This is a genomic window from Pseudoalteromonas sp. 78C3 (assembly GCF_002836695.1).
In the GTDB taxonomy this organism is placed as follows: Bacteria; Pseudomonadota; Gammaproteobacteria; order Enterobacterales; family Alteromonadaceae; genus Pseudoalteromonas; species Pseudoalteromonas arctica.
The window spans coordinates 1-23,958 of the sequence record NZ_PJAV01000109.1 but is presented as its reverse complement, the minus strand read 5'-3'; the positions used below and the strand labels follow the sequence as shown (position 1 = coordinate 23,958).

The following is a 23,958-nucleotide window of genomic DNA, read 5'->3' as shown; positions in this document are numbered from 1 at the left end:
TACTTTTTAGCTAATAAAGTAAGCTTACCCAGAGTAATAATGGCTTGCTCTATCTGCTCGCTCCACGGCACACCATAACTTAACCTTACGCAGCTTTTATACTTATTAGAGGCTGAAAAAATAAGCCCAGGGGTAATACTAATACCAACCTCAAGAGCAAGTAAAAATAATTTTTGACTATCGTACTCGCTTCCTAAATCTAGCCACATTACGCAACCCCCTTTTGGATCGCTTATACGTGTGTTTTTTGGCATAGCTTGCTGTAAACACCATCGCATACGTTCTTTGTTATCGCGCAGGCGCTGCCTGAGTACCTTTAAGTTACGGTCGTACTCGCCGCTGGCAATAAATTCTGATAACGCCCATTGGTTTATTAACGAAGCGGAGCAACTTAGTGCTCGTTTATATCGCCGCGCTTGTGTTGCAAATTTACCGGCAACGACCCAACCCACACGATAGCTAGGCGCTGCCGTTTTAGAAAAAGATGAGCAACTGATCACCAATCCTTTTTTAGAGTACGCTAAAGCAGGTGTGCCTCGTTTTGCCGTAAAATATAAATCGCCGTATACGTCATCTTCAATAAGCACTACGTCGTAGCTTTCGAGTAACTCCACCAGCTGCTGCCTGTTTGTATCTGGCATAAAGCTGCCTACAGGGTTGCTAATTGCTGTCGAGAATAAACACGCTTTTATGTCATGCTCATTCAAAGCGCGATCCAAATCGCTTAACCAAATGCCATTATCTGGGCACAGTGGTATTTCGAGCGCTTTAAGCCCTAAGCTTTCTATTAGCTCTATAATCCCGTGATAACAAGGTGTCTCAATAGCCACTACATCGCCTGGCTTTGTCACGCACTTAAGCGCAATAGCCATGGCCTCTTGCGCACCATTAGTGATAACAAGCTCGTCCATATCAATGCCAATACCAAAATCTAAATAGCGATGCACTAATTGCTTTTTCAGCGGTACAAACCCATCTGTTGGGCCATAGTTTATGGCTTTACTGCCCGCAATTGTCATTACACGGCGCATGTTTCTGGCGAGTGCTTTATCGGTAGGTGCTGCGGCAATTGGGTTAGCGATACCAAAAGGGACTACGTTCGCTTGATGAATCGCGCTGTACACCTGCTCTATTAAGGCTTGTTTATTTACCACAACAGGTTCGCGACTTAATTTAACTCGCTTAGGTAAATTGTGCGCCATGCTAACGACTTTTAAAAAATATCCTGATTTTTCACGCGCCTCTACCAACCCTTGATCTTCAAGTGACTGGTAAGCCTGTTTTACAGTGGGGATACTTATGCTTAAGTTATCTGCCATTTTACGCAGTGATGGAAGTTTTTCGCCGGGGAGTAAAACTTGTTGAGCGCTCATATCTCTAATCAACTGAATAACTTGCTGATATAAAAACTCATGCCCTTGGCTATTTTTTTGTCTTATCATCACACACCAAATCTGTATAGGTTACATTTTTACTTTTCTGTATATAGTAAGTATACAGATAGGTCTTAAAATAGCCATTCAATCGGGCTTTGGAGACTAACCATGAAAAGTGCAGCGCTATACATTACAACCGTTTTAATTTGGGGCTCAACTTGGTTAGCCATAGAGTTTCAGTTAGGTGATATTGCGGTAGAGTTATCGTTATTTTATCGCTTTGCTATTGCAGCGCTTTTAATGTGGTTATATGTAGCGTACAAAAAACCCGACATGCGATTTAAGTTACTGGATCATGGCTTTTTTGTTTTATTAGCCATTTGTAATTTTGGATTAAATTATTTAATGCTTTACTGGGCACAAAATCACCTTACCTCAGCCATGACCTCTATCGCCTTTTCAATGCTACTGGTTATGAACATAGTCAATACTCGGTTATTTTTTGGTAAGCCAATCTCAAAACGAATTTATACAGGTGCTGTACTCGCTGTATTAGGTATTACGTGTCTGTTTTGGCCACAGTTACAGCAGTTCGACTTGAGTAATGGTGCATTGGTCGGGTTACTACTTGCCCTTGGTGGCACCTTTGTGGCTTCATTAGGAAATATGGTAAGCGTTCGTAATTCTCGTAAACAAATTGGTGTATTGCAAGGCAATGCATGGGGTATGTTATACAGCGCTATAGGCTTGGCTTTATACGTATTAATGAACGATGTGCAATTTAGTTTAAACGCTCCACCAAGTTACTGGTTATCACTACTTTATCTATCAATATTTGGCACTGTAATCGCTTTTGGTTGCTACTTTGCTCTACTTAGAAATATAGGCCCTGAAAAAGCCAGCTACGTTATTGTTTTATTCCCATTAGTGGCAGTAACACTGAGTAGCTTTTTTGAAGGCTTTGAATGGCACGCAAATACCTTTGCAGGATTTAGCCTAGTGCTATTAGGTAACGCCATTGTGCTTACCCCAACAAAACGAATTAACGCCTTTTTAGCTAATAGAGCAATGGCTAAAAGTGGCTCCGTCCCCAGTTAGACGCGTTATTAACGCAACTAACGTAAAAGCGCCTACCCTACTTTAGGCGCTTTTTTATTGGCATATGAAAAAGTAAAACCTGCCCATGCACACTAATAACGGCAGGAGTTTTACCTACCAGTTCACCATCTGCTTCAATCAATAACCCTTCAGTTTTTATAGAAGCTGTATTTAAGCGACTGTAGTTAAGGTTTTTTATATGCTGATGGCGCTTAAAAAACAACTTCATAAAGCTTATTACATTATAAAAAAGCCCACCCGATCGCATTTGATAACACTCAAGCAGCCCATCAGTTAAATCTGCTTTTGGCGCTATTTCTAGACCACCACCAAAGTACTTATGATTAGCAAATACGGTAATTAAATTTTTATACTGCCTAGGGCGTGTTGACCTTTGGTGGTTGAATTTGCAGCAGTATGTTTGGTTTTTAGGCAAGGCAGAGCCTATGCAGTGTGGTTATTCCCCATAAATAGGCGATAACGCAGCATAAATGCCAAACATGTGCTGCCCTTTGGGTTCTTTCTAGGGACGATTAACTCTTTGTTGCTCGGTTTTTACTTAGCCCACTAGGTTACAAACATCGCGCCGCAATTTAATCGCCCCTAGATTGAACAAATTTCAATCCACAAAGATCAACACGCCCTAACATCGTTATTAAACGTACCTTGTAACTGCTGAGCTTGATAATAAAATAGCTCTTTAATGCTCGTCCAACTGTAATCAAAAGATGAAAAACTAGCTTTAGCATTAATCGCTTTAACTACATGAGCATCAAACCCTACCCCTGCAATATTAATAAAATAGCGGCTATTAATTTTTCCTACATCAATTGCTGTCGGTGTATTAAATAGTGCCTTTCGCCAATCATCTTCTTTGCAACTAAACCCTCTCGAGAAATCGTTACCTGTACCGCAAGGCAATAATGCTAACGTACAGCTACTCCCTATTAACGCATTAACCGCCAAGCTCAATGTACCGTCTCCGCCAAGTACAACTACTTTGGTAAATTTACTCAGTAGCAACCTTATTTGAGCACAGTCATCGTTAAAGTTTCCCGTTGTAGTAAACATACAATAAGAAAAACTGCGTTTTTTACAGATGCTTTTAAGCCACATTAGTGATTTTTCACTCTGTTTTTTTGTACTTGGTTTAATAATTATTAGTAGTGACAAGCTTTTGTTTCCAACAATGTATTTAAGAACGAATAAAAAAGAGTTTAATTGAGTTTTTTTAATCTGAATAACTAGTCAAAAAGTTTGTTTAAAATGCATATAAATAAATAAAAAAACACACAAACACCAGTATTGGCGAGAGTAAAGACGATTTTATTTTAACTATTTATGCAAAAACTATAATAAAAAACACTGAACCGCACGTTAATAAAATCAATAAGGATTAGTTTAACTAATCCGTCAGGCTCAATTTTTATCGTTGTCTTTTTAATCAAACAACGTGCAAAATGCACGCGATTTCAACATATACAACCCGGAGCAAAATAATGAAACCAATTAACACATTAAATCAAACAGCAGCAGCTCAAGTAGCAGTTAAACCAACTAACCGTAAAGCAAGAATGTTAGCTAGACTTAACACTATTGGTAAAAGACTAGCACTTAGCGGCGCAGCTCAATATAAATAATCACCCAACCATGATTATTTTTCGGTGCAGCGAACACTCAACCACTAAATGAAGTCACTTATTTAGCTCCCCCTTGTTTGCTGCAACCTATTTATTTTATTAAAAATTGCCTTAATTTCCCCTTATTTACAAAAAAAACCTCATTTACGTACGTTTTTTAGGCAAACAGTCATTTTGCTATTTACACAGCGGTATCACCTAAGTATTATTCTGCGTCACGGAGAGATGGCAGAGTGGTCGAATGCACCGGTCTTGAAAACCGGCATGGGTTTATAGCCCATCTAGGGTTCAAATCCCTATCTCTCCACCATATTTTAATTGGTGGCTTTTTTTACTTCCATCAATACAAACGGTTATGCGTTGGAGAGGTGTCCGAGTGGCCGAAGGAGCTCCCCTGCTAAGGGAGTATAGAGTTTGTAGCTCTATCGAGGGTTCGAATCCCTCCCTCTCCACCATACTTAATTTAAACCACTTAATTGTGGTTTTTTTGTGCCTAAATTTTAACACCAATACTAAATTGGGAGGGTGAGAACCCTCGACAGGGTTCGACAAAATGTCTGGAACATTTTAGGCCGCTGCAAGCGTCGCGCAGCGATTGATTACATGGATGTAAGCAAGTCTATCCCTCCCTCTCCACCATACTTAATTTAAACCACTTAATTGTGGTTTTTTTGTGCCTAAATTTTAACACCAATACTAAATTGGGAGGGTGAGAACCCTCGACAGGGTTCGACAAAATGTCTGGAACATTTTAGGCCGCTGCAAGCGTCGCGCAGCGATTGATTACATGGATGTAAGCAAGTCTATTCCTCCCTCTGGACCATACTTAATTTAAACCACTTAATTGTGGTTTTTTTGTACCTAAAAATTATAAAAACTAAACAAATTGTGCCTAGTAATAACTTAGGGCATTATTAACATAACTTTAGCCACTTTTAGGTTTAGCTATGATCCGGTTCATATTGCTATCAGTTTGCGCGGCAGCACCATTTTTTACCTTGGCACAAAGTACAACAGTGTATAAGTGTGTAATTAAGGGCGTTCCTACCTTTAGCCAAACGCCTTGCGCTAAAGATGCACAAGTTATTACTCTTAAAGATATAAACGTAATTGAAGCATACAAAAGCTCTACGCCCGGTAAAGGTATTACCGACACCTCTGTGGATGACTACTTAGAAGTTCAACAAATAGAACGAGAAATAAAGCGTCTTGAGCTATCTATTGCACAAAGCCAAAAAGAATACGCAGCTAAAAAACAGCAGATAGATTACATGACTCAAGATAAAGCCAATCGTTTAGGCGCTTCGTCTATTGCTGATGCTATCGCAACTAAAACAAATTCGTTAAAGCAAGCTTACGACGCATCAATTAATCAAACGCAGCAAAAAATAGAGTCATTAAAACAAAGAAAACAGCAGCTTAGCCAAAACCCTTAAGCGCTCGTTTTACTATAGAAATAAATTGCGCAACGTCTTCTTGAGTATTATAAATATGTGGCGATACTCGTATTCCAAATTTGCGAGCATCTACACTGACTTTCGCTTTATTAAGCTCTGTAAGTACATGGTCTTGCTGCTTGTTAAAAAACAAAATAACAGTCCCGCTGCATTTATCACTACTCATAGGTGATGCAACATATTTGCCTAGTTGCTCATGAATAAGCGTAAGCATAGCTAAATTATGATTCCTTACCTTGTGAGCAGTTAGCTCTGCAAAGTAAGCAATGCTATTTGCGGCAATAATATAAGGCGCTACAGAGGGAGTGCCCCCCCAAAATTTGAGCGCACTGGCGTTATATTCAAAGTGGTTTATATTGAACTCAAATGGATTTTGATGCGAAAACCAACCCACATCTTTAGGCTCACAATACTCTATTTGGTTTTTGTTAACCCATAAATAAGCTGCACCTGGGCCACCACATAACCATTTAACGCTCGAGCCAATCATAAAGTCAGCATCGAGTACGCTTAAATCAAGGGGTATAACACCCGCTGATTGAGCAACATCAATTATTGACAAGCTATTGGTTAATTTACTTATAGCTACAATATCGTATACAGGCGCCTGTACACCTGTATTTGAATACACATGGCTTATAAAAACTAAATCGATATCACCAGTTATATAACGCTGCCAAACACTAATATCAGTTAGGTTTTCGTGCTCTGGTATAAACATAATTTGTGCGCACTCTGGTAATGCTTTTTGCATTGCAAAACCCATGCTCGGAAAATCACTTTGCGCCATAAGCACTTTACAATTTTTTTGCTGTAGCCGTGGATGCGACATAAGCAACTTTGTTAAGCCGCTTGATAAATTAACCTGAGGACAAAACTGCGAACTAGGCGCATTAAATAACTTACCAAGCGCGGTAGTAAATTGCTCAACTGCGGGCAGCCATTGTTGCCAAGGTTCTTGATTTGAGCTCTCCCACGGTAAAAAATAGTGCTGTGCTAAATATTGCTGCGTATTTTTAAGAGGACGCCCTACCGAGTGGTTTAGTAAATAACAGCCATCAGCCATACAAAAATCATTTTTAAGCATGCTATTTAACCCATTTTTTAAGTGTATTTAGATCGTCAAAACGTGTTTTTATATCGTCGCGTTTTGCGCTGGCTCGCCTATCTCTTAATTTTTCGAGCGAATCAAGCAACACATGAAGCGGCGGACCACTTGCTGTTACCTTGCTCATATGCTGCTGTTGCATATTTTTTGAAGGCTGAGCAATAAACTTTTCAACCAGTTGATTATGATGACCGACTGCGGTGTCACCATGTAATTTACACACTTGGATAAATAACGTTGCGTGGCTTTTAAACCAATCTGTATTTTTATATTGCTCTGCTTGTAAAAAGTCATCCATAAAGCTTTGCATACGCATGGCTTCTCGCAGGATTTGTTGATCCTCTGGCATCATATATAAAAACTTATCCACCAGCATTTGCGAGTAACTAGGCTCATTTGCGCTACAAAGCCCTAGTAACATATCAATCACGTTAATACCTGCAAAGTCACCAGCATTTGCACCTCTGTAAACCTCTTTACCTACACGGTACGGTTTATAATAAGGGCGAACGCAGTTAAAAAAGCGATCTGTATCGAGCTCAGAATAAAGTGCATTGTTTGACTCAATTACATCTATAAGTGCTTGTTTGGCTACTTTTAATAACTCACCACACAGGGGGTGTGAGATACCTAACGGCAATATTTTTAATAAAGCATCACTTGCACGTTTATAGGCCAAAATACCTTGGGTGTTGTAATCAAGAAATAGCTTTTCGTCGGGTAAATTGGTAAATCGTTTATAAATACCGTTAAGTGCTTTGTTATGAGTAGTTAAGTGGGCGGTAGCAAAGCGAGGGGTTACGCCAATCGATGCGCCAATATGCATAGCAAGCGCTGAGGCTTCTATTAGTGGAGAGGTGGTTTCTCTGCTTGGCTCAGTAATTTCATGGCGCCTACACGCAGCCATAAACAATCCTACGTTGCCGAGTAAGTCAAAAGCGCTATCAAAGCCTTGATCTGTGTTTCCTTCGGCTAATAAATTGCTAATTAATGCGTTGCCTTTTTTTTCTAATTGTTGTTTTAAAGCCCCACCTATTCCTTCTACATTGGCTTTATCGGTTTGCTGCCAATAAAGCTGCTCTAATTCACTATTTAAAGTGACAAACTCTGTTCGTATCCAGTGATCAAAAATAGCGGTATGTGTGTTCATTATTGTGCTCTATTATTTTTATAGTTAAATGCTAACAGAGTTCAATGAGGGTAAAACGCCAAAAAAATTAGTAAAAACTGTAATTCTTAGCAATAATCACTACAAATATAAAAATAATTAATAAAAGCCGACAACTATGTTAGATAAAAAAGATCAGCAATTACTCATCGCACTGCAAAGCCAAGCTCGTATGTCGGTTTCAGATTTGGCCAGCAGTATCAACCTATCGGATACACCTTGTTTAAGGCGTATAAAAAAGTTAGAGCAAGAAAATATTATTACCGGCTACCACGCCGCCATAAATCCTAAAGCACTTAACCTTAATGTGTTGGTATATGCATTCGTACGATTAAGCCAAAACTCGGTGAGTGCTGCAGAGCAATTTGAGCAACATGTAGAAAAATTACCACATGTATTAGAGTGTTGTGTAATATCAGGAAGCTATGATTATTTATTAAAAATCATTGCACATGATCTTGAGAGCTACGAAACATTTGTAAAACATCAGCTAGGTAGTTTAAGTTGTATTGCAAATATAGAATCAACAGTCGTGTTAAAGCAGTCATTTAGCAAAAAACAGTTACCATTATAAAAATAACCAAAATAACTTACTGTTAGCTATACTGATATTTCAAAACGATAATAATAATTGCTTGGACCTTATGTGAAAAATTTTAACTCTAAAAATCATTCCATTATTTTTTACATCATGTTTGCTTTAGCATATTTTTTAGTCGGCATAGCACTCACTAAACTTGCTTTTAACTCGCAAATAATTCCAATTTGGTTACCTGCCGGCATAGCTCTAGTCGGTTGTTATATTTGGTGGTGGCGCTTTATCCCGCCTTTATTTGTAGCTGCAATTGCGTTTAACCTAAATATTTTTGATAGTTCAGCTCATGAGCTAGTCCTGGTCGGCAACTCATTCAACGAGGCTATGTATATCGCCTTTGGTGTTGTTATACAGGCAATGGTCGGCGCAGCTCTTTTAAAGTATTGGCTTGGTCACCCGCTGCGCTTTAAAAAGCGCAAGAATATAATTTACTTTATTTTAGTCATAGCCATATTGGTCAGCTTAATTTCAGCTAACTTTGGCGTATTCGCACTGAGTCAATTTAACTCGATTTACAGTATTGATAATCATTGGAATAATGTTATTTACTGGTGGCTTGGCGATACATTAGGGGTATTAATTGCGACTCCGTTTTTACTTTCTTTATTACCACAAAAGTCTAATCAACATACTATATCGGCATTTCCGACAATTGCAGTATGCTCAGTTTTATTTTTATCAGTCGCGGTAACAACACAATTATACGATCAGGAAAATCGTATAAGCACTATTAAAATTGCCGAACGTGAAGTCCACGTTATAGAAAACAGCCTTTATAGATATACAAATCGCAGTATTATTGCAGTGCAGAGCTTAGCAAGTCAGGTTCAATCATCTCCCATGCTGAGCCAGCAAGATTTTTATTCTTATGCTAGTCAGTTACTAACTCAATACGAGTTTATTAACGCTTTATCGTGGAATGCAAAAATACCTCAAGATCAACGCGAAGTCTTTGCTCAAGAAATATCAAACATTTACCATTTAGATATTGATATAGTTGGCGAACCTCTTGAAATTAACGATCCCCTTGTTATAGTAAAATACATAGCTCCTTTTAATGGTAATCAAAAAGCTATTGGCTTTAATGTATTTTCGAACCCTGATCGAAAAAACTCTCTGCTTAACCCCGCTATAAAGTACATGCCAGTCGGAACTAAAATAATTCAGTTGGTGCAAACCAAACAACCTAAACCAGCCTATTTATTATTTGCCCCTGTGTACTCCCAATATAACGATGAAAAAACAATTAAAGGCTATGCCACTGGTATATTTTTAGTGCGTAGTATTATTGAGCAGGCCATTTCTAAAGAACAGTCTGATATGTTTTCGATTGGTATATACGAAGATACAAACACACCGCCGTTTTATAGTAATTACTCTCAAGATGTTCAGCAAGCCAAAGGTAGCCGTTTAATGTCGTTTGACGTGGACTTTGCAGGGCAAAAATGGATTGTAAAACTAGCCCTTAAAGAAAGCTTTTTAACACAACATAATAGCCAACTAACTCTATTATTGCTCATACTCCAAGTTGCCGTATGTTCTTTAATTTTAATGGTTTTACTGCTGTTTAATCAGCAACAAATTGCACTTACACGTCAAGTTGCTGAGCGTACACACTCACTCGCACAAGCAAAGCAGCAGTCTGATTTAGCTAATCAGGCTAAAAGCCAATTTTTAGCGAATATGAGCCACGAAATACGTACACCATTAAACGCCGTTATTGGTTTTTCTTCACTTGCTCGAGAAACAGACAGTGCAAGTACACTCATTGGCTATTTAGATAAAATAAACTCATCATCTAAAAGTTTATTAAATTTAATTAATGACATTCTTGATATATCAAAAATAGAATCCCAAAAGTTAGTTATTGAATCTATTGCATTCGACTTAGGTGCTTTAATAACACGAATAGACAATATGTTTGAACAAAGCGCAGTTAACAAAGGTATTAACTGGCAAGTGAACTCAAAGCTACCTTTAAATACCTGGTTTATTGGTGATCCTATGCGAATTGAGCAGGTATTACTTAATTTATGTAGTAACGCGATTAAATTTACAAGCCAAGGCAGCGTTACTTTAAACATAGAAACAGAGTTTACTGCCGCCAATAAAGTACAGCTTGTTATAAACGTTAGTGATACCGGAATAGGTATAAAACCAAGCCAGCATAAAAAATTATTTAACGCATTTACCCAAGCTGATAGTTCTACCTCAAGGCAGTTTGGCGGTACAGGGCTTGGCTTAACAATAGCAAAAGAGCTAAGCCAATTAATGGGGGGAGAAATAGCCCTTAAAAGTGAAGTAGATAAAGGCTCTACTTTTACATTTTCAATGCGATTAGAAACAACAGAGCCTAAAAAAGAACATGTTATTACATTTGATAATACTAATATTACTTCGCTAGACATTTTGGTCGCAGAGGATAACCCAGTAAATCAAATGGTTATTAAAGCGATGCTTGGCTCGTTAGGGATTGTGCCGTATATAGTAGAAAACGGTGAGTTGGCGGTCGATATAGTGAAAAAACAACATTTTGATTTAGTCCTTATGGATTGCCAAATGCCTATAATGGATGGCTATAGAGCAACGGCCCTGATTCGGCAGTTTAAAACCGAACAAGAACTCCCGATTATTGCTTTAACTGCCGACGTAATGCCAGAGGATAAAGCACATGCACAAGCCGTTGGATTTAATCAACATCTTGCAAAACCGCTTGAACTCATTAAGCTAACCGAGTGTCTTGTCCAATATGCAGAAGTTAATGAATAATAGTGGTTTAATTTTAAGAATAGTTTTTAGAGTATTTTTTGGTTTTGTTTTAAGTCTTTTTTCTCATACAGCTGTCGCTCAAAACTGTATATCGCAGGCGAGCGACTTTAAATTTATAACAAAAAGTAAGCAACAAGGCTTATTACGCTTTGAAAATGAGCACAACCACCAGCGCTTTAATTACCACGCCATTTTACCATTTAACGATTACTTAGATTTTGCATATAAACATATAAATAAAGCCAATCCACGTGCAAATATGCCATGCCCTGTTATTACACAAACGTATCAGCAATTAGTAATACAGGGTAAGCGAAAACCTGACCCTACTATTGCAGATATTATTGCCCCTTTTGAGCTTACGCATCCAAACAGCAATAAAGTTGCGCTATTAATCCACGGACTAACTGACTCCCCCTTTACTTATCACGATTTAGCACAAGTGTATTATCAGCAAGGCTATACTGTGCGTACTATTTTATTATCAGGACATGGTAGCGCCGCAAGTGCCTTACTCAATGTAGACGTTAGCCAATGGCAACAAGCAATAAAATACGGTATTGAACGCTCCGTACAAGACTTTGATGAGGTGATACTCGCAGGTTACTCTACCGGTGCAGCGTTACTTATTGATTACGCAACCAAACACACTGTTTCGCCAAAAATTAAAGCGCTTATGCTTTATTCGCCCGGCTCTGAGCCACATAATAAGTACGGCTGGATAGCAAAGTGGATTGATGCCATACCCTTTGTTAATTGGATTGATAAAGACGCCGATGTAGACTTTGCTAAGTATGAGTCATTTCCTTTAAATGCAGCTGCCGCTTCGTACGATGCAATGTCACTTGCAAGCGTAAGTAGCTTAAACAAACGCCCTGCACTTAAATTACCTATTTTTAGTGTACTTAGCGATATTGATACCACGATAGATACGCGTGCCACGCTAAAATTATTAAGTGCATTACACCAAGGTAATTCAATCAAATATAAGCCGCTCGATACTTTAGTACTTTATGGAAGCACTGATATTTTACCGCCAGACTTTGCTAGTGACTACACAGTAAATAATCCGCAATGCACAACACCTCAATGTAAAAAGGTTCATGGTATGTCGCATATTGCTGTTGTTAACTCACCGCGAAATCCACATTATGGAATTAACGCAACTTATCGCAATTGTGGCAGCTTTATTAACGACGAGTCCCTATATAAAACATGTAAAACAACTAAAAACCCACAACTAGGAGAGCGTACAAGCGCCAACTTAAAACACTATCCGGCTTTACAGCGCTTAACTTATAATCCTCATTTTACCGAGCTTAAAATGCAAATTAGTACGTTTATTAAAAACGTAGAACAGCTTAGAACAACCACAAGGTAAGTAGTCATGGGAACGTTTTCGCACCAATGGTTTAGCAGTATTAATGAGATTGATCAGGCGCAGTGGCAACGTTTATTTGGTGATGAACCATTTACTCAACATGCTTTTTTATATGCCCTTGAACAAAGCCAATGCGTAACACAAAAAAGCGGTTGGCAGCCCCATCACCTCGCTATTTTTGAAGATGATACGCTCGTTGCACTTGCACCCGGGTATTTAAAAAGTCATTCATACGGCGAGTATGTATTTGACTGGGCATGGGCTGAGGCATACGAAAAACACGGTTTAGAATATTATCCCAAGTGGCTATCTGGCATTCCTTTTAGCCCTATTGAAGGCAAGCGTATTGCTATCGAGCACGCTAATCCAAATGCGGTGTATCAGTACATTACAGAGCAACTGAGCATACACAGTGCTCAGCAAGGATGGTCGGGATGGCATGTTAACTTTTGCGACCAAGCTCAAGCAACATCATTAACTGAGCAACACGCCATGCTAAGAGTGGGTGTGCAGTTTCAGTGGTTTAATAAAGGTTTTGAAACCTTTGACGACTTTTTGCAAATACTTAGCTCCCGCAAACGTAAGTCCCTTAAAAAAGAGCGAGCTAAAATAGCGCAACAGAACATTGATATTGAATGGCTGCAAGGAACGCAAATTACGCCCGAGATAATGCAATTGTTTTGTGAGTTTTATCAGCGTACCTACTTAAAGCGCTCTGGTCATTTGGGCTATTTAAATATGGAGTTTTTTACGCTTTTACATGCCTTAATGGCTAACAGTCTCGTTATTATGCTGGCCAAAAAAGACGACAACGTGATTGCTGCAACACTTAGTTTAGTAGGTAAAAATACGCTTTATGGGCGTTACTGGGGAGCGAGCGAAGAAGTAGATTCGCTGCACTTTGAATTGTGTTATTACCAAGGTATTGAGTTTGCAATAAAGCATAAACTCAACTGTTTTCATTCGGGTGCACAAGGTGAGCACAAAATAGCACGCGGATTTGAACCCGTGCTTACCTACTCTGCTCACCATATTGTTGATGGCGACTTCAGTAATGCAATAAGCGACTACTTAAAGCGTGAACGCGGCCATATTGATATATATAAAGAGCAATGTAGCTCATTACTGCCGTTTAAAAATGAGTAACTGATTATTTGCAGGCATGGCTGTATCGCTAATAAGCGTAAGCCCTGCTTGCTTAGCTAGTTGTTCAACTGCTTCAAAATCTCTTATTCCACTTAACGGATCGCGCTCTGTTAAAAAGGCACTAAAGTCATCATTACTTGGGCTGGTAAATTCACCTTGGTATTTGAATGGTCCATAAATACACAACATACCGTCGCTATTTAAGTGACGTTTAACACCGTCAAAAAAACGCTCAACTAATTGCCAACTTACAATATGAAATGTGTTTGCAGTATAAATAGCGTCAACCTTATCTACTGGCCACTCATTATTTAAATCAAGCTCAAGTGGTGCATGCAAATTAGTTAAATTAGCTTCGCGGTGCCATAAGTTAATCCCTTCGTGGTTTATAGCGCGATCACTTGTATGCCATTGTAAATTTGGTAATTGCTCTGCAAAAAAAACACTATGCTGGCCGGTTCCTGAGCCAACTTCGAGTACTGTTTTAGTATTTTTTAATACAACTTTTAATTGCTCTAAAATAGGGGTTTTATTGTTTTCACAGGCTTGTGAAAATGGCTTTGTCATTACTGTGCACCAAAATTGTAGATTAATGCACAACAGTAAAGCAAATTTAGCTTATTTTGTCGTGATGAAAAAAAGGTAATTTTTAAATACTATAACTATCATATGGTTGAGCCGGCTCATTATGGTTGGTACGTAATATGCTTTATATTGTTAACCCACTAAAGGGTTTAACTTATATTAAATTTCAAAGGATAAAATTATGCATATACCCCCTTATACCGCTGTAGACGCGGCCATTGCTATAACCGAAAAAACCACCGACGATCATAGTTACGCCGTTGATATGAGAGCTACAGTAATCGATTTACTTTCGCACCCTAAACATAATCAACAGGCGATGACCAAACATGAAACAGATCAGATATTTATTCTTGGCTACAATTAATACTCAAATTAGTATCACAAATAATTTTTATAATAACTGTTTACACTGAAACCGATTAAATGTAATGATAACTATTATCGTTAAATTGAGTCGGTTTTTTTATGTCTTTAAATTATGCCCAGCATCGTTACCATCAAGAACTCTCTTGTCATTGCTTAAGACCTGGCCTGCATGCACCCATGCTCGTTGCCGATTACATAGAAACCGCCCTTAACGTCGCCAAAAAATTTGAGCAACAACATAATCCCTTGCTTCAAGAGTTTTATCTTAGACGCACACACCATGAAATTATGAACAAAATGTGCGACCCTCTTATACATAATGCTATTCGTAAACAATGTTTAGAGCAGTTATACAAACCTTTATTAGCACTAAAACGGTTTTATAAAGTGCATAACAATACAGCACAATTTTTAATACTTGAGCGTGAAGCTCGTATTCTTAGTCACGAATTCAACCCTTTTTAAGGAGCACACTTATGAGCAACTTTAGAACAGAATCAGACAGCATGGGCGAGCTACAAGTACCTACTGATGCGCTCTATCAGGCGCAAACACAACGAGCAGTTAATAACTTTGCCATTAGTGGCTTATCTATGCCAAAGCAATTTATCACTGCACTGGCTTATATAAAACAAGCTGCTGCGCAAAGTAACTGCGAGCTTGGTCATTTAAGTAAAACTAAAGCCGATGCTATTGAGCAAGCTTGTCAAAGTATTATTGATGGCGAGCATGTTGAGCATTTCCCCGTTGATATTTTTCAAACAGGTTCAGGTACAAGCTCAAATATGAATGCCAACGAAGTTATTGCAACGCTTGCTAGCCGGATAGGCAATGAAAGCATTCACCCTAATGATGATGTGAACATGGGGCAAAGTTCTAACGATGTAGTCCCTACTGCTATCGCACTCAGTAGCGCAATAAATGTAGTGTATGAATTACTTCCTTCGCTTGAAAATTTATCGCAAAGTCTGGAAAAGAAAAAAGCTGAAGTAGGCCATATAGTTAAAACGGGCCGTACGCATTTAATGGATGCAATGCCTGTAACGTTTGATCAAACACTAAGTGCATGGCAGTCACAAGTTAATCATGCCGCAGCAGGAATTAGACATAGCTTAGAGCGTGTATGCGAACTTGCACAAGGCGGTACAGCCGTTGGAACAGGAATAAATGCCGACCCTAAATTTGCAGCAAAATTTACAGAAAATCTGAGTGCCAATGTAGGTATTAGATTTACGCCCAGTAGTAACTTTTTTTATAATATAGGTTCACAAGACGCCATCGTCGCACTTTCGGGGCAATTAAAAGTACTCGCTGTAGCACAAATGAAAATAGCGAATGACCTACGCTGGATGAACTCAGGACCACTTGCGGGCTTAGGTGAAATAGAGCTTGAAGCACTTCAACCGGGCTCGTCTATTATGCCAGGTAAGGTAAACCCAGTAATACCAGAAGCCGCAGCCATGGTAAGCGCACAAGTTATTGGCAACGACGCCACGATTACCGTAGCAGGCCAAGCGGGTAATTTTGAGCTAAACGTTATGCTGCCAGTCATTGCGTATAATATTTTACAAAGCATAGAATTACTTGCCAATAGCGCGCAGGCATTGGGCGATAAAGCCATTGCCAGCTTTAAGGTAAATCAGCCTAATATAGATAAAGCGCTCGCTAAAAATCCAATTTTAGTGACGGCACTTAATCCGGTGATCGGTTATGAAAAAGCAGCAAAAATAGCAAAGCAGGCTTATAAAGAAGCTCGCCCAATTATTGATGTAGCTGAGCAGGAAACTGATTTACCACGCAGTGAACTCGAAAAACTACTTAACCCCACCAAACTAACGCAGGGTGGGCTTTAACAAAACGGTATTTTTCACGGCTTTAATTACTTGATAATATAGTTTTTATTGCCGTAAAAAATGCACCGTGTATGATAGTGATGAATATTTCATCACTATCAAGGTTTGTTATGCGTACCCCATTGTTAGCCATACTTTTACCACTTTGTTTAACTGCATGCTTAGATAAAGCACCCACTGAAACGCAGCAAGTAACAATCACCTCAGAAGCTGAAGCACCAAAGCAAGAGCTACAAAAGCTAAAAGAAAACACTCAATTACAAGAAAATACTAAAAAGAACGTAGTTGCTGAAAAAATACCAAAAGCTGATTTAAAAAACGTTTCAATAGACGATATAAAAACAGCTAAAACCGAATTAAATACGCTAATTACAGATAAGCAATGTGATACCAGCACCCAATGTAGAGTAAATGCAGTAGGCAGTCGCGCATGTGGTGGGCCAAGCAGCTTTGTTGTGTACTCAACAAACGCAGCATCTGAGGAACAAGTAGCAGCCCTTAGCGACAAAATTACTAAGCTTGAAAGTAGTTATAATTCACAAAAAGGGATGATGAGCATTTGTCAGCATTTAACAACGCCAAGCACGCAGTGTGTTGAAAATAAATGTGTTAAACTTGAAGGCTCAGCGGTAAGTGCATTTTAAGGATAACGTTATGAGTTGTTTACCATCGGCAATTAAACTATCAATTTTAAGCATTGCTAGCAGCATTTTATTACTAAGTGGTTGTGCTAGTACTGTGACGTCAAATGAGCAAAGTAAAAACTTATCTGACTTAAACTATGATCTGAATAACATGGTGAGTAATAACAGCTGCACTGCAAGCTTTCAGTGCAAAGTACTTGAAGTGGGCGCCCGCGCATGCGGCGGACCGAGTAAATATGCTGTTTATTCAACGCTAAACACATCTCAAGAAGAAGCAGAACAGCTTGCTCAACAAATAACAAAACAAGAAAACATACAAAATAAAGCACAAGGCTTAACTGATTGTTCTCCTGTACTTGAAGTGCAATCGCTGTGTATTAACCACCAATGCCAGTCGTTTGATATAAAATAAAAACGGCCGCGTATAAGCTAATTTCAGCGTTAACTTAAATACGGAATTAACGCTGAAATTACTACCACCAGTACCACGCAAACACCCGCTTTAATAATGTATTTCATGGGCATTGTTTTAAGCACCCAATACGCATAAATAAAGCGTACAAAATAACTCGCCGCAGTACCAAACAACGCAAAAATAATTAAGTAAGCAATTAAAATAATATTCATAAAAACCTAATTAAATTATTTCACTTTTTTATTTTTAGTGTGGGCTATTAATAAATCAGCTACTTGTTGTTTTACGGCTCGCTTATCATCGCTTTGTACATCAAAGCGACTGGCTAGTTGCGCTATTTCATCATCATTTAAGTTAAACGATAAACGTTGACGCGTTTTTTTAGACTTTACGTCTAAGCCAAGTATTTTTCGGATCATATCTGACGGCGTTAGCTCTTGATCAATTGCCTGCTTTTTTATCAGCTTTTGAACTTCGCTGCTTAGATCGAATGCCATTTGTGTGGCACGTACAGCTTGTTCCTGACGTAACCACTTATCTTTAGCATCACTCACTTAGCATCTCCGGGAAACAAGTCTACAATGTCTGACATTGGACGCATGAGCGTTAGCGATACTTCAGTTTCGCCACCATCCCAAATTTCGATATTTAAACCAAAGCCTTCATTATCTGACGCTAAGCAAATCATTTCACATGGCTCGCCACCTTCTTGCTCATAGCGAGGTAATGCTTGGTTGCGGTAGTCTTTATTATGGAAATAACACACATAAGGCGACTCGCTTTGTTGATAGCTTTTAGCTAAAAACTGCATAAAGCGCTCTGGTGTATTTTGCACTGTAATGTGGGTTAACGACTCTTCATCAAAAATACGCGCAAACTCATCAAGGCTAAATATCTCTTCAACTTCGTTTCGCTGAATTTTAATAGAAAAGTTAGCCCACTCTTCGCCGTCATCTTGCTCAATTTGTAAAAATACAACTTGGCCGCTATTTGTCTCAAGTACAAATTCAGTATCACTACTGTGCTGATATTGGTAAGTCTGAATATCAGTAACACGTAACGTTTCACCCTTTAACCATGCAGGATAGGCAAATGAATCAATAACGCTAAACATGTCGCCTTTTTCAAGATCGCTCGGATGATTAAGTTGACGTTCTGGCTCTTTTTTAGATTTGAAAAAATTAAACATAGGAAGGCTGCCTTCTAAGCAAAAAAGGTAACTGAGAAAAACTCGGTTACCTTTTTAAAGTATAAACGTAATGGTTAGCTATTTTGCTTCGCTTTGATGCGAGCTAAAATATCAGCGCTTTTTGGACTTGTGTCGCCAATGCCTGCTTCAGCCATTTTTGCTTTTAAGTCATCGCCATTTACGTCTGACTCAAGTTGCTTTGCAGCACCAAGCTGGTCACTTCGATCTTGTTGGCGCTGTTTAATGCGTTCAAGCGATTGACGAGCCGATGTCATAGACGAGCTGTTTGTATTAAGCGTGCTGTTAACAGCCATTGTTGCTTGCTGTACGCTTTCAGTGGTTTTAACCATTGTAAGCTGACGCTGATTCTCTTTAATCGATTTTTCAGCATCTTTAACTTGCTGCTTAAGCGCAACAATGTGATTGCTAAAGCCAGACAATACTTGCTCGTTTTCAGCTTTTTCAGCTTCAAAGTCACCAATTTTTTCTGCAATTTCTAATGCTAATGCTTCGTTGCCCTTTTCAAGAGCTTGGCCTGCATACGCTTCATGTTCAGCGATTGATGCATCTACAGCGCTAATTTTACGCTTAGTTTGCATTTCTTTGGCCATTACTTCAGTAAGGCTTTTTTTAGCACGGTGAAGTGCATTTTGCGCGTCTGCAATTTCTTGCTCAAAAATACGGATGCCATTTTTGTCTACAATTGCTTCGCCTGCTTCACGAGCGCCGCCACGTACTGCTGTAAATAATTTTTTTAAAATACTCATAATCTTAACTCCACTAACTAGCTATTAATCGTTTAAATACAAGGTCACGGCTTCTAGTGCATCGATAGCGTTATCGGCTAATGTCACTAGTTCGTGGGTAACGTCATCCAATGATGAATTTACCGACAGTGCACCAAAAATCGCGTATTTGTTATCGATTTTAGCAAATGCACTTAGTGGAATTGGCACGTTTAAACGTAATAATGTTTCGTTTAACTCGTTGCGTAATTCACTTTTAACTTCATCTTCGTCAAACAAGTAGCTAATACATAATAACTGCTCTTGCGTTTGCGTAACAAAAATTGGAAGCTCATCATTTCCATCAACAATGACTTGTAAAACATCTTGCTCGCCTGGGTTGGCAATCAAGAAAGACTCAAAGTTAGCGCCTTCGGTTTCACAAGAAGCTAATTTTATTGAAAGTTCATTTAATTCCATGTCTCTGCCTTTTGTCGTTTGACATATTATGTCTGAGTTAAGATTCTCATGGTCGACATATTATGTCAACCATGTTTTATTAGTTTTTATACAATTCGCTTTCAATTTGCCATGCAGTTCGGTAGTAATCGTACAACTGACCAGACCCTAACCTATTGACCTCAATACTTTTAACTTGTTCAAAGTAGTGGTTAGGAAATACAAAACTTGCCAATAAATATTCTTTACTAATCCACCTTGATGGCACAGGCATAGCCGTCGCATCATTAATACGGCCACTGGCCGACTGACCCATTTTAGTGGCTATAGTCCAGCCCCACTGCCCAAAAGAAGGTATGTTTTGCTGATACTGCTCAACATAGCCAAACCCAGCAGCTTTAACTGTTTTAGCAATGCTTAAAAACGCTTTTTTAGCGTGATAAGGTGAGGTTGATTGAACCGCCATTGCGCCATCGGGTGCTAATAACTGCCGTACATGATTATAAAAGTAGTCACTGTACATTTTATTTAGATCAGGATGATTAGGGTCAGGTAAATCAATTAAAATAGTGTCGAACTGCTTAGATTGGTCAAGTAGCTTTTCTACTTCTAAAAATGCATCACCCACAATTATGTTGGCTCGCGAGTCATGCATCGATTTATTATTTAGCTGTAGTAATCGCTTATTGATGTGCTCTGGCGGCGTAAAGTCACCGTCTTTATGACCAAATAAATTCAGTAGTTGCGCGTCTAAATCTATTAGCGTTACTTCACTCACAGGCCATTTTAAAACATCTCTAAGTGCAAGCCCGTCACCACCACCAATTATTAATACACGGTCGTGTCTGTTAGAGGCAAGCATTGCAGGGTAAACCAGCATTGAGTGATATATTTGCTCATCAATACTTGAGAACTGTAAACGCCCATTTAAATATAAATCGGTAATTGGCTGAGGTTGGTTTTTGCTTAATCTTTCGGTTAAAACTACGTGTTGGTATTTAGTTGCTTGCGAATAAATTACTTTATCTTTGTATAAAACATTACTTAGATTGTTCATCCAGCTACTGCCAAATACTAAAATAAAGCCAAATAATGCCAGTAATACTATATGGCAAACTAAAAGTGCCTTAGCAAAGCGCACATGGGTATGGTAGCGCCATAAAAACGCGAGTCCTGCGATGATATTAAATAACGCCGTCCACGCTGCAGCTTGCATTATAGGCATTGAGAGCATGATACTTACCCAAATGGCTGCACCAATACCAGCACCGATATAATCGGCACCATAAATAGTCCCTGCGTTGTTTTCTAAAAAACGGCCATAAACGTGCTGACGAATGCGCGCTATAAGCGGTATTTCCATACCAATAAATAAGCCCAGTATTAAACCAAAAACATAAGGTAGAAAACGTGACCACTCTTGTAGCTTTTGAAATACGTAACCATTAAGTACAACATCAGGGGGTAAATTAAAAATGCTCGAAAATAAATGAGGAAGAGAATAACTAACTGCTATTACACCCGCTATCGCTAAAATGCAGCCCATGCCAACCAAAGCAATAATGCTTTCTAGCCAAGCAAAAGCGGTAAATGCATCTTTGAACCAGCGCGCTAAAAAAGCGCCTAAGCCCATTGCTACAATCATAGTGCCAATCATGGCGTAAATAGCGCTCTCTACTGAGCCAAGTACACGGCCCGCATAATGAGACAGTAAGTATTCATAAATAAGGCCGCACCCAGCAAGCACGGCCATAACAGTAATAAGTAGTATATCGTGCCCAAGTAAGCGAGACTTACTTGGGGGGGTGTTGGTTGATGACACTGATTATGCGCCTAGTAATGTTGCCATAGTGATACCTACAGCAAATGATACTGCTGCAGAAATAGTAGCTACACCTACATTTTTTTGACGATTAACTTCATCGGAAATATCGCAACCAGATAAAATTATTTTAATTGTCACTAAGTGCAAAATAATAAATGCAACAAGGCTCACTACTGCGCTAATAGCCCAGTATAGTAAACTCGCATTAATATTATCAGCCGCGTAAGGTGCAACACCCGTTGCTGCTGTAATAGCTAATGCACTACCTATTAAAAATCCAGCGTAACGAATACCCACAGCTAAGTTACCATCAACAATTGCTTGTTGTAGGCAGTCGCCACTTTTGTTTGTACGCTTAAATAACTGCACTCGGTATTGGCTAACAAGTAGTAATACAACACTACCTATAATAAAGGCGGCAATTACAATTGGAAGACCATGCCAGCCGTCAGTAGCCACCCATAAAAGAGCTGAGCGAATAACGATAGCAACACTGACAACATGGCCAAAATCAATTATTGAAGCTGTAACGTTACCTTTAACGATTTCGTCGTGCAGGCTTACTTTACGAAGAGCTACTTTATCTTGAAAAAAGTGACCCAACTTAATCAGTACAATTGCTAATGCGCCATAAGCTAACATTTGTAGTGCTTCTTGTTGCAGTGTTGCAGCAAAAGCTCCGCTACTTACACCCGTTAATACAATCGCCAGTGCCACTAAGCCAGCGGCAAAGCTAATACCAAAAGCAAAGTTATCACGCTCTGTTATTTCATCATTTGCATGTAAGTTTGAAACCCAGCCTTTTATATATTTAAGGCTTACAAATAATAAAACAATAATTGCAAAATCAATCGCCAGCGCTTGCAGTGACCACATAGTTATTCCATTAAATTCATACATATTATTCTAACTCCAACTTTATTCTTTTACTTACCACGGCTCACGCCACGAGAGGTTCTGCTACCGCTATCACGCACCGATCCTGAGCTATTGCTATAACTGCTCGAACGAGAATAACTACTGCGGCTTTTTGCTGGCGTATAACTACTACGGCTTAAACCTGATGCACCTGTTTTTTTACTCGCATAAGGGCTTGTAAACTGCTTACCTTGGCGTTGGTATGTTTGGCGCGTGCGTGTTTCTAGCGCGCTTTGGGTTTTAATTTGTTTAGGGCTTGAATAACGCGAGCGGCCATAGTCATTGTAATAGCTATACTTTCGGCGCTTACTCCAGCTTCCATATTCAACACGATCAAATACATCACCTAAAATACGGTACATTCCGTACCATTGCCAAAAGCTAATACCGTTACTATTTGATTGCCAGTTACCATAGTTAGGGTTACCTACCATTTGGTTACCAACACCCTCACCTTCAGCTTGCTTACTAATTGCGCCTACACGCGCTAAAGTGCCTTTGGACATATCAGCTAGCATATTAATAGGATCGGTTAACGCATCAGAAAATAGCGTAGGTTTAGATGCATCACGCAACAAATCAATGCTATGTAACGTATCTTCGTAAGGAGGAATTAAGTAAGTTCCTTTAATATCTTTAAGTCGCTGTGTTAAGCCACTATAAAGTGCGCCTTGGCGCGTTGCATCAAGGGTAATTACATCAACAACTTTTGTAAGCTCTGGTTGTTGTTTTTTAAGAAGCTCGCCATATTCTTTAAGTAACACAGCATTACGTACACTTCCATTATCGAGTGCAGTACCAAGCTGAGACAGCTCCGTATCTACCTTTTTAATAGACTCTTGAATTGTTTGTTGCAGCTGCTCTTCTTTCGATTGACAACCCATAAGCACTGCGAACAAACAAAACAGGCTTATAAGTTTCCAAGCTTTAATATTCGACATTCATGTCACCTGATTTACTAAATTAACTCAGGTAGTTTTACACAGGTCACTTATTAAACCAAGAATGAAATTGCAACAAAATGAGAAGAAACGTGGGACTCTGTAATCAGGGTCTGATTTATTGAGAATTTAGTGAAAATATTAAGCTATATCGTAAGGTTAGAATTGAAGTTTAAGCGTTATAAGGGGGTACTTACAGTGATTTTAGCGTCAGGAATCGCTGCGCTCGCCCGCCCTACGTGATGGGTGTTGATGTGAGTGTGTGTTAACTGCGCGCATTTCACTTTTCTTCAGACG

The 23,958-nt window shown here is 39.0% G+C and carries 26 protein-coding genes and 2 tRNA genes; 14 read left to right on the top strand and 14 right to left on the bottom strand.

Going from position 1 to position 23,958, the window contains the following annotated elements; genetic code table 11:
- The coding region (locus tag CXF76_RS03705; RefSeq protein ID WP_101163063.1) for an aminotransferase-like domain-containing protein at positions 1 to 1,442 on the bottom strand (1,442 nt) is incomplete at its 3' end.
- A gap of 102 nt (positions 1,443 to 1,544) precedes the next feature.
- Between CXF76_RS03705 and CXF76_RS03700 the strand changes: the two genes are divergently transcribed.
- Positions 1,545 to 2,474 carry a DMT family transporter gene (locus CXF76_RS03700; protein WP_007579798.1) on the top strand — a complete coding sequence of 310 codons (930 nt, stop codon included), beginning with the start codon at positions 1,545 to 1,547 and terminating at the stop codon, positions 2,472 to 2,474.
- Positions 2,475 to 2,511: 37 nt separating this feature from the next.
- Here CXF76_RS03700 and CXF76_RS03695 read toward each other — a convergent pair whose 3' ends face one another.
- Both CXF76_RS03695 and CXF76_RS03690 read right to left on the bottom strand, forming a co-directional pair.
- Positions 2,512 to 2,910: a diacylglycerol/lipid kinase family protein gene (locus CXF76_RS03695; protein WP_232785093.1), complete on the bottom strand. Its 399-nt coding sequence runs from the start codon at positions 2,908 to 2,910 to the stop codon at positions 2,512 to 2,514.
- A gap of 197 nt (positions 2,911 to 3,107) precedes the next feature.
- Positions 3,108 to 3,647, bottom strand: coding sequence for a diacylglycerol/lipid kinase family protein (locus CXF76_RS03690; RefSeq protein ID WP_232785092.1), 540 nt, complete (start codon positions 3,645 to 3,647; stop codon positions 3,108 to 3,110).
- Between the two features lie 326 nt (positions 3,648 to 3,973).
- Between CXF76_RS03690 and CXF76_RS20690 the strand changes: the two genes are divergently transcribed.
- From CXF76_RS20690 to CXF76_RS03675, 4 genes are all read left to right on the top strand, one after another.
- Positions 3,974 to 4,114 (top strand): hypothetical protein, encoded by a 141-nt coding sequence (locus tag CXF76_RS20690; protein WP_010554841.1) that lies wholly within the window; start codon positions 3,974 to 3,976, stop codon positions 4,112 to 4,114.
- A 219-nt stretch (positions 4,115 to 4,333) separates the two neighbouring features.
- Positions 4,334 to 4,424 (top strand) — tRNA-Ser (locus tag CXF76_RS03685).
- A 52-nt stretch (positions 4,425 to 4,476) separates the two neighbouring features.
- Positions 4,477 to 4,569 (top strand) — tRNA-Ser (locus CXF76_RS03680).
- Between the two features lie 492 nt (positions 4,570 to 5,061).
- A complete protein-coding gene (locus CXF76_RS03675; RefSeq protein WP_007579794.1) occupies positions 5,062 to 5,550 on the top strand; it encodes a DUF4124 domain-containing protein in 489 nt (162 codons plus the stop codon).
- Here CXF76_RS03675 and CXF76_RS03670 read toward each other — a convergent pair.
- On the bottom strand, positions 5,534 to 6,658 hold the full coding sequence (locus tag CXF76_RS03670; RefSeq protein ID WP_101163062.1) for an aminotransferase class V-fold PLP-dependent enzyme: 1,125 nt from the start codon (positions 6,656 to 6,658) through the stop codon (positions 5,534 to 5,536). The two genes, CXF76_RS03675 and CXF76_RS03670, sit on opposite strands and share 17 nt — an antisense overlap.
- 1 nt (position 6,659) lies before the next feature.
- On the bottom strand, positions 6,660 to 7,829 hold the full coding sequence (locus CXF76_RS03665; RefSeq protein WP_101163061.1) for a PrnB family protein: 1,170 nt from the start codon (positions 7,827 to 7,829) through the stop codon (positions 6,660 to 6,662).
- A gap of 136 nt (positions 7,830 to 7,965) precedes the next feature.
- On the opposite strand from CXF76_RS03665, the gene CXF76_RS03660 reads away from it, so the two are divergent.
- The 4 genes from CXF76_RS03660 to CXF76_RS03645 all read left to right on the top strand — a co-directional run bounded on the left by CXF76_RS03660 (position 7,966) and on the right by CXF76_RS03645 (position 13,738).
- Positions 7,966 to 8,421, top strand: a complete 456-nt coding sequence (locus tag CXF76_RS03660) for an Lrp/AsnC family transcriptional regulator (RefSeq protein WP_007579788.1) — start codon at positions 7,966 to 7,968, stop codon at positions 8,419 to 8,421.
- Between the two features lie 72 nt (positions 8,422 to 8,493).
- Entirely contained in the window at positions 8,494 to 11,211 is a 2,718-nt protein-coding gene (locus tag CXF76_RS03655; protein ID WP_101163060.1) for an ATP-binding protein, read from the top strand.
- A complete protein-coding gene (locus CXF76_RS03650) occupies positions 11,204 to 12,592 on the top strand; it encodes an alpha/beta hydrolase (RefSeq protein WP_101163059.1) in 1,389 nt (462 codons plus the stop codon). Before CXF76_RS03655 ends, CXF76_RS03650 begins: the two co-directional genes overlap by 8 nt.
- 6 nt (positions 12,593 to 12,598) lie before the next feature.
- Positions 12,599 to 13,738 carry a GNAT family N-acetyltransferase gene (locus CXF76_RS03645; protein ID WP_101163058.1) on the top strand — a complete coding sequence of 380 codons (1,140 nt, stop codon included), beginning with the start codon at positions 12,599 to 12,601 and terminating at the stop codon, positions 13,736 to 13,738.
- Here CXF76_RS03645 and CXF76_RS03640 read toward each other — a convergent pair.
- A complete protein-coding gene (locus CXF76_RS03640; RefSeq protein WP_101163057.1) occupies positions 13,715 to 14,305 on the bottom strand; it encodes a DUF938 domain-containing protein in 591 nt (196 codons plus the stop codon). The two genes, CXF76_RS03645 and CXF76_RS03640, sit on opposite strands and share 24 nt — an antisense overlap.
- Before the next feature lie 199 nt (positions 14,306 to 14,504).
- Here CXF76_RS03640 and CXF76_RS03635 point away from each other — a divergent pair, with 199 nt between their 5' ends.
- The 5 genes from CXF76_RS03635 (at position 14,505) to CXF76_RS03615 (ending at position 17,601) form a co-directional block, all read left to right on the top strand.
- The gene (locus CXF76_RS03635; RefSeq protein WP_010554833.1) at positions 14,505 to 14,690 is read left to right on the top strand and encodes a hypothetical protein; all 186 of its coding nucleotides are present in this window, start codon (positions 14,505 to 14,507) and stop codon (positions 14,688 to 14,690) included.
- Between the two features lie 101 nt (positions 14,691 to 14,791).
- The gene (locus tag CXF76_RS03630; protein WP_231388425.1) at positions 14,792 to 15,157 is read left to right on the top strand and encodes a hypothetical protein; all 366 of its coding nucleotides are present in this window, start codon (positions 14,792 to 14,794) and stop codon (positions 15,155 to 15,157) included.
- Positions 15,158 to 15,168: 11 nt separating this feature from the next.
- Positions 15,169 to 16,545 carry a class II fumarate hydratase gene (locus tag CXF76_RS03625; RefSeq protein ID WP_101163056.1) on the top strand — a complete coding sequence of 459 codons (1,377 nt, stop codon included), beginning with the start codon at positions 15,169 to 15,171 and terminating at the stop codon, positions 16,543 to 16,545.
- A gap of 110 nt (positions 16,546 to 16,655) precedes the next feature.
- Positions 16,656 to 17,189, top strand: coding sequence for a hypothetical protein (locus CXF76_RS03620; protein ID WP_101163055.1), 534 nt, complete (start codon positions 16,656 to 16,658; stop codon positions 17,187 to 17,189).
- A 10-nt stretch (positions 17,190 to 17,199) separates the two neighbouring features.
- Positions 17,200 to 17,601 carry a hypothetical protein gene (locus CXF76_RS03615; protein ID WP_024589501.1) on the top strand — a complete coding sequence of 134 codons (402 nt, stop codon included), beginning with the start codon at positions 17,200 to 17,202 and terminating at the stop codon, positions 17,599 to 17,601.
- A gap of 29 nt (positions 17,602 to 17,630) precedes the next feature.
- Here CXF76_RS03615 and CXF76_RS03610 read toward each other — a convergent pair whose 3' ends face one another.
- From CXF76_RS03610 to CXF76_RS03575, 8 genes are all read right to left on the bottom strand, one after another.
- A complete protein-coding gene (locus CXF76_RS03610) occupies positions 17,631 to 17,816 on the bottom strand; it encodes a hypothetical protein (RefSeq protein WP_010554829.1) in 186 nt (61 codons plus the stop codon).
- Positions 17,817 to 17,831: 15 nt separating this feature from the next.
- Positions 17,832 to 18,158 carry a hypothetical protein gene (locus CXF76_RS03605; RefSeq protein WP_010554828.1) on the bottom strand — a complete coding sequence of 109 codons (327 nt, stop codon included), beginning with the start codon at positions 18,156 to 18,158 and terminating at the stop codon, positions 17,832 to 17,834.
- On the bottom strand, positions 18,155 to 18,793 hold the full coding sequence (locus tag CXF76_RS03600) for a DUF4178 domain-containing protein (protein WP_101163054.1): 639 nt from the start codon (positions 18,791 to 18,793) through the stop codon (positions 18,155 to 18,157). Before CXF76_RS03600 ends, CXF76_RS03605 begins: the two co-directional genes overlap by 4 nt.
- 74 nt (positions 18,794 to 18,867) lie before the next feature.
- A complete protein-coding gene (locus tag CXF76_RS03595) occupies positions 18,868 to 19,560 on the bottom strand; it encodes a PspA/IM30 family protein (protein ID WP_004335088.1) in 693 nt (230 codons plus the stop codon).
- A gap of 24 nt (positions 19,561 to 19,584) precedes the next feature.
- The gene (locus CXF76_RS03590; protein ID WP_101163053.1) at positions 19,585 to 19,998 is read right to left on the bottom strand and encodes a YjfI family protein; all 414 of its coding nucleotides are present in this window, start codon (positions 19,996 to 19,998) and stop codon (positions 19,585 to 19,587) included.
- 79 nt (positions 19,999 to 20,077) lie between these two features.
- Positions 20,078 to 21,799 (bottom strand): polyamine aminopropyltransferase, encoded by a 1,722-nt coding sequence (locus CXF76_RS03585; protein ID WP_101163052.1) that lies wholly within the window; start codon positions 21,797 to 21,799, stop codon positions 20,078 to 20,080.
- Positions 21,800 to 21,802: 3 nt separating this feature from the next.
- Positions 21,803 to 22,702, bottom strand: coding sequence for a DUF350 domain-containing protein (locus CXF76_RS03580; protein ID WP_024609365.1), 900 nt, complete (start codon positions 22,700 to 22,702; stop codon positions 21,803 to 21,805).
- 26 nt (positions 22,703 to 22,728) lie between these two features.
- On the bottom strand, positions 22,729 to 23,661 hold the full coding sequence (locus CXF76_RS03575) for a hypothetical protein (RefSeq protein WP_007579759.1): 933 nt from the start codon (positions 23,659 to 23,661) through the stop codon (positions 22,729 to 22,731).
- Between the last annotated feature and the right edge of the window lie 297 nt (positions 23,662 to 23,958).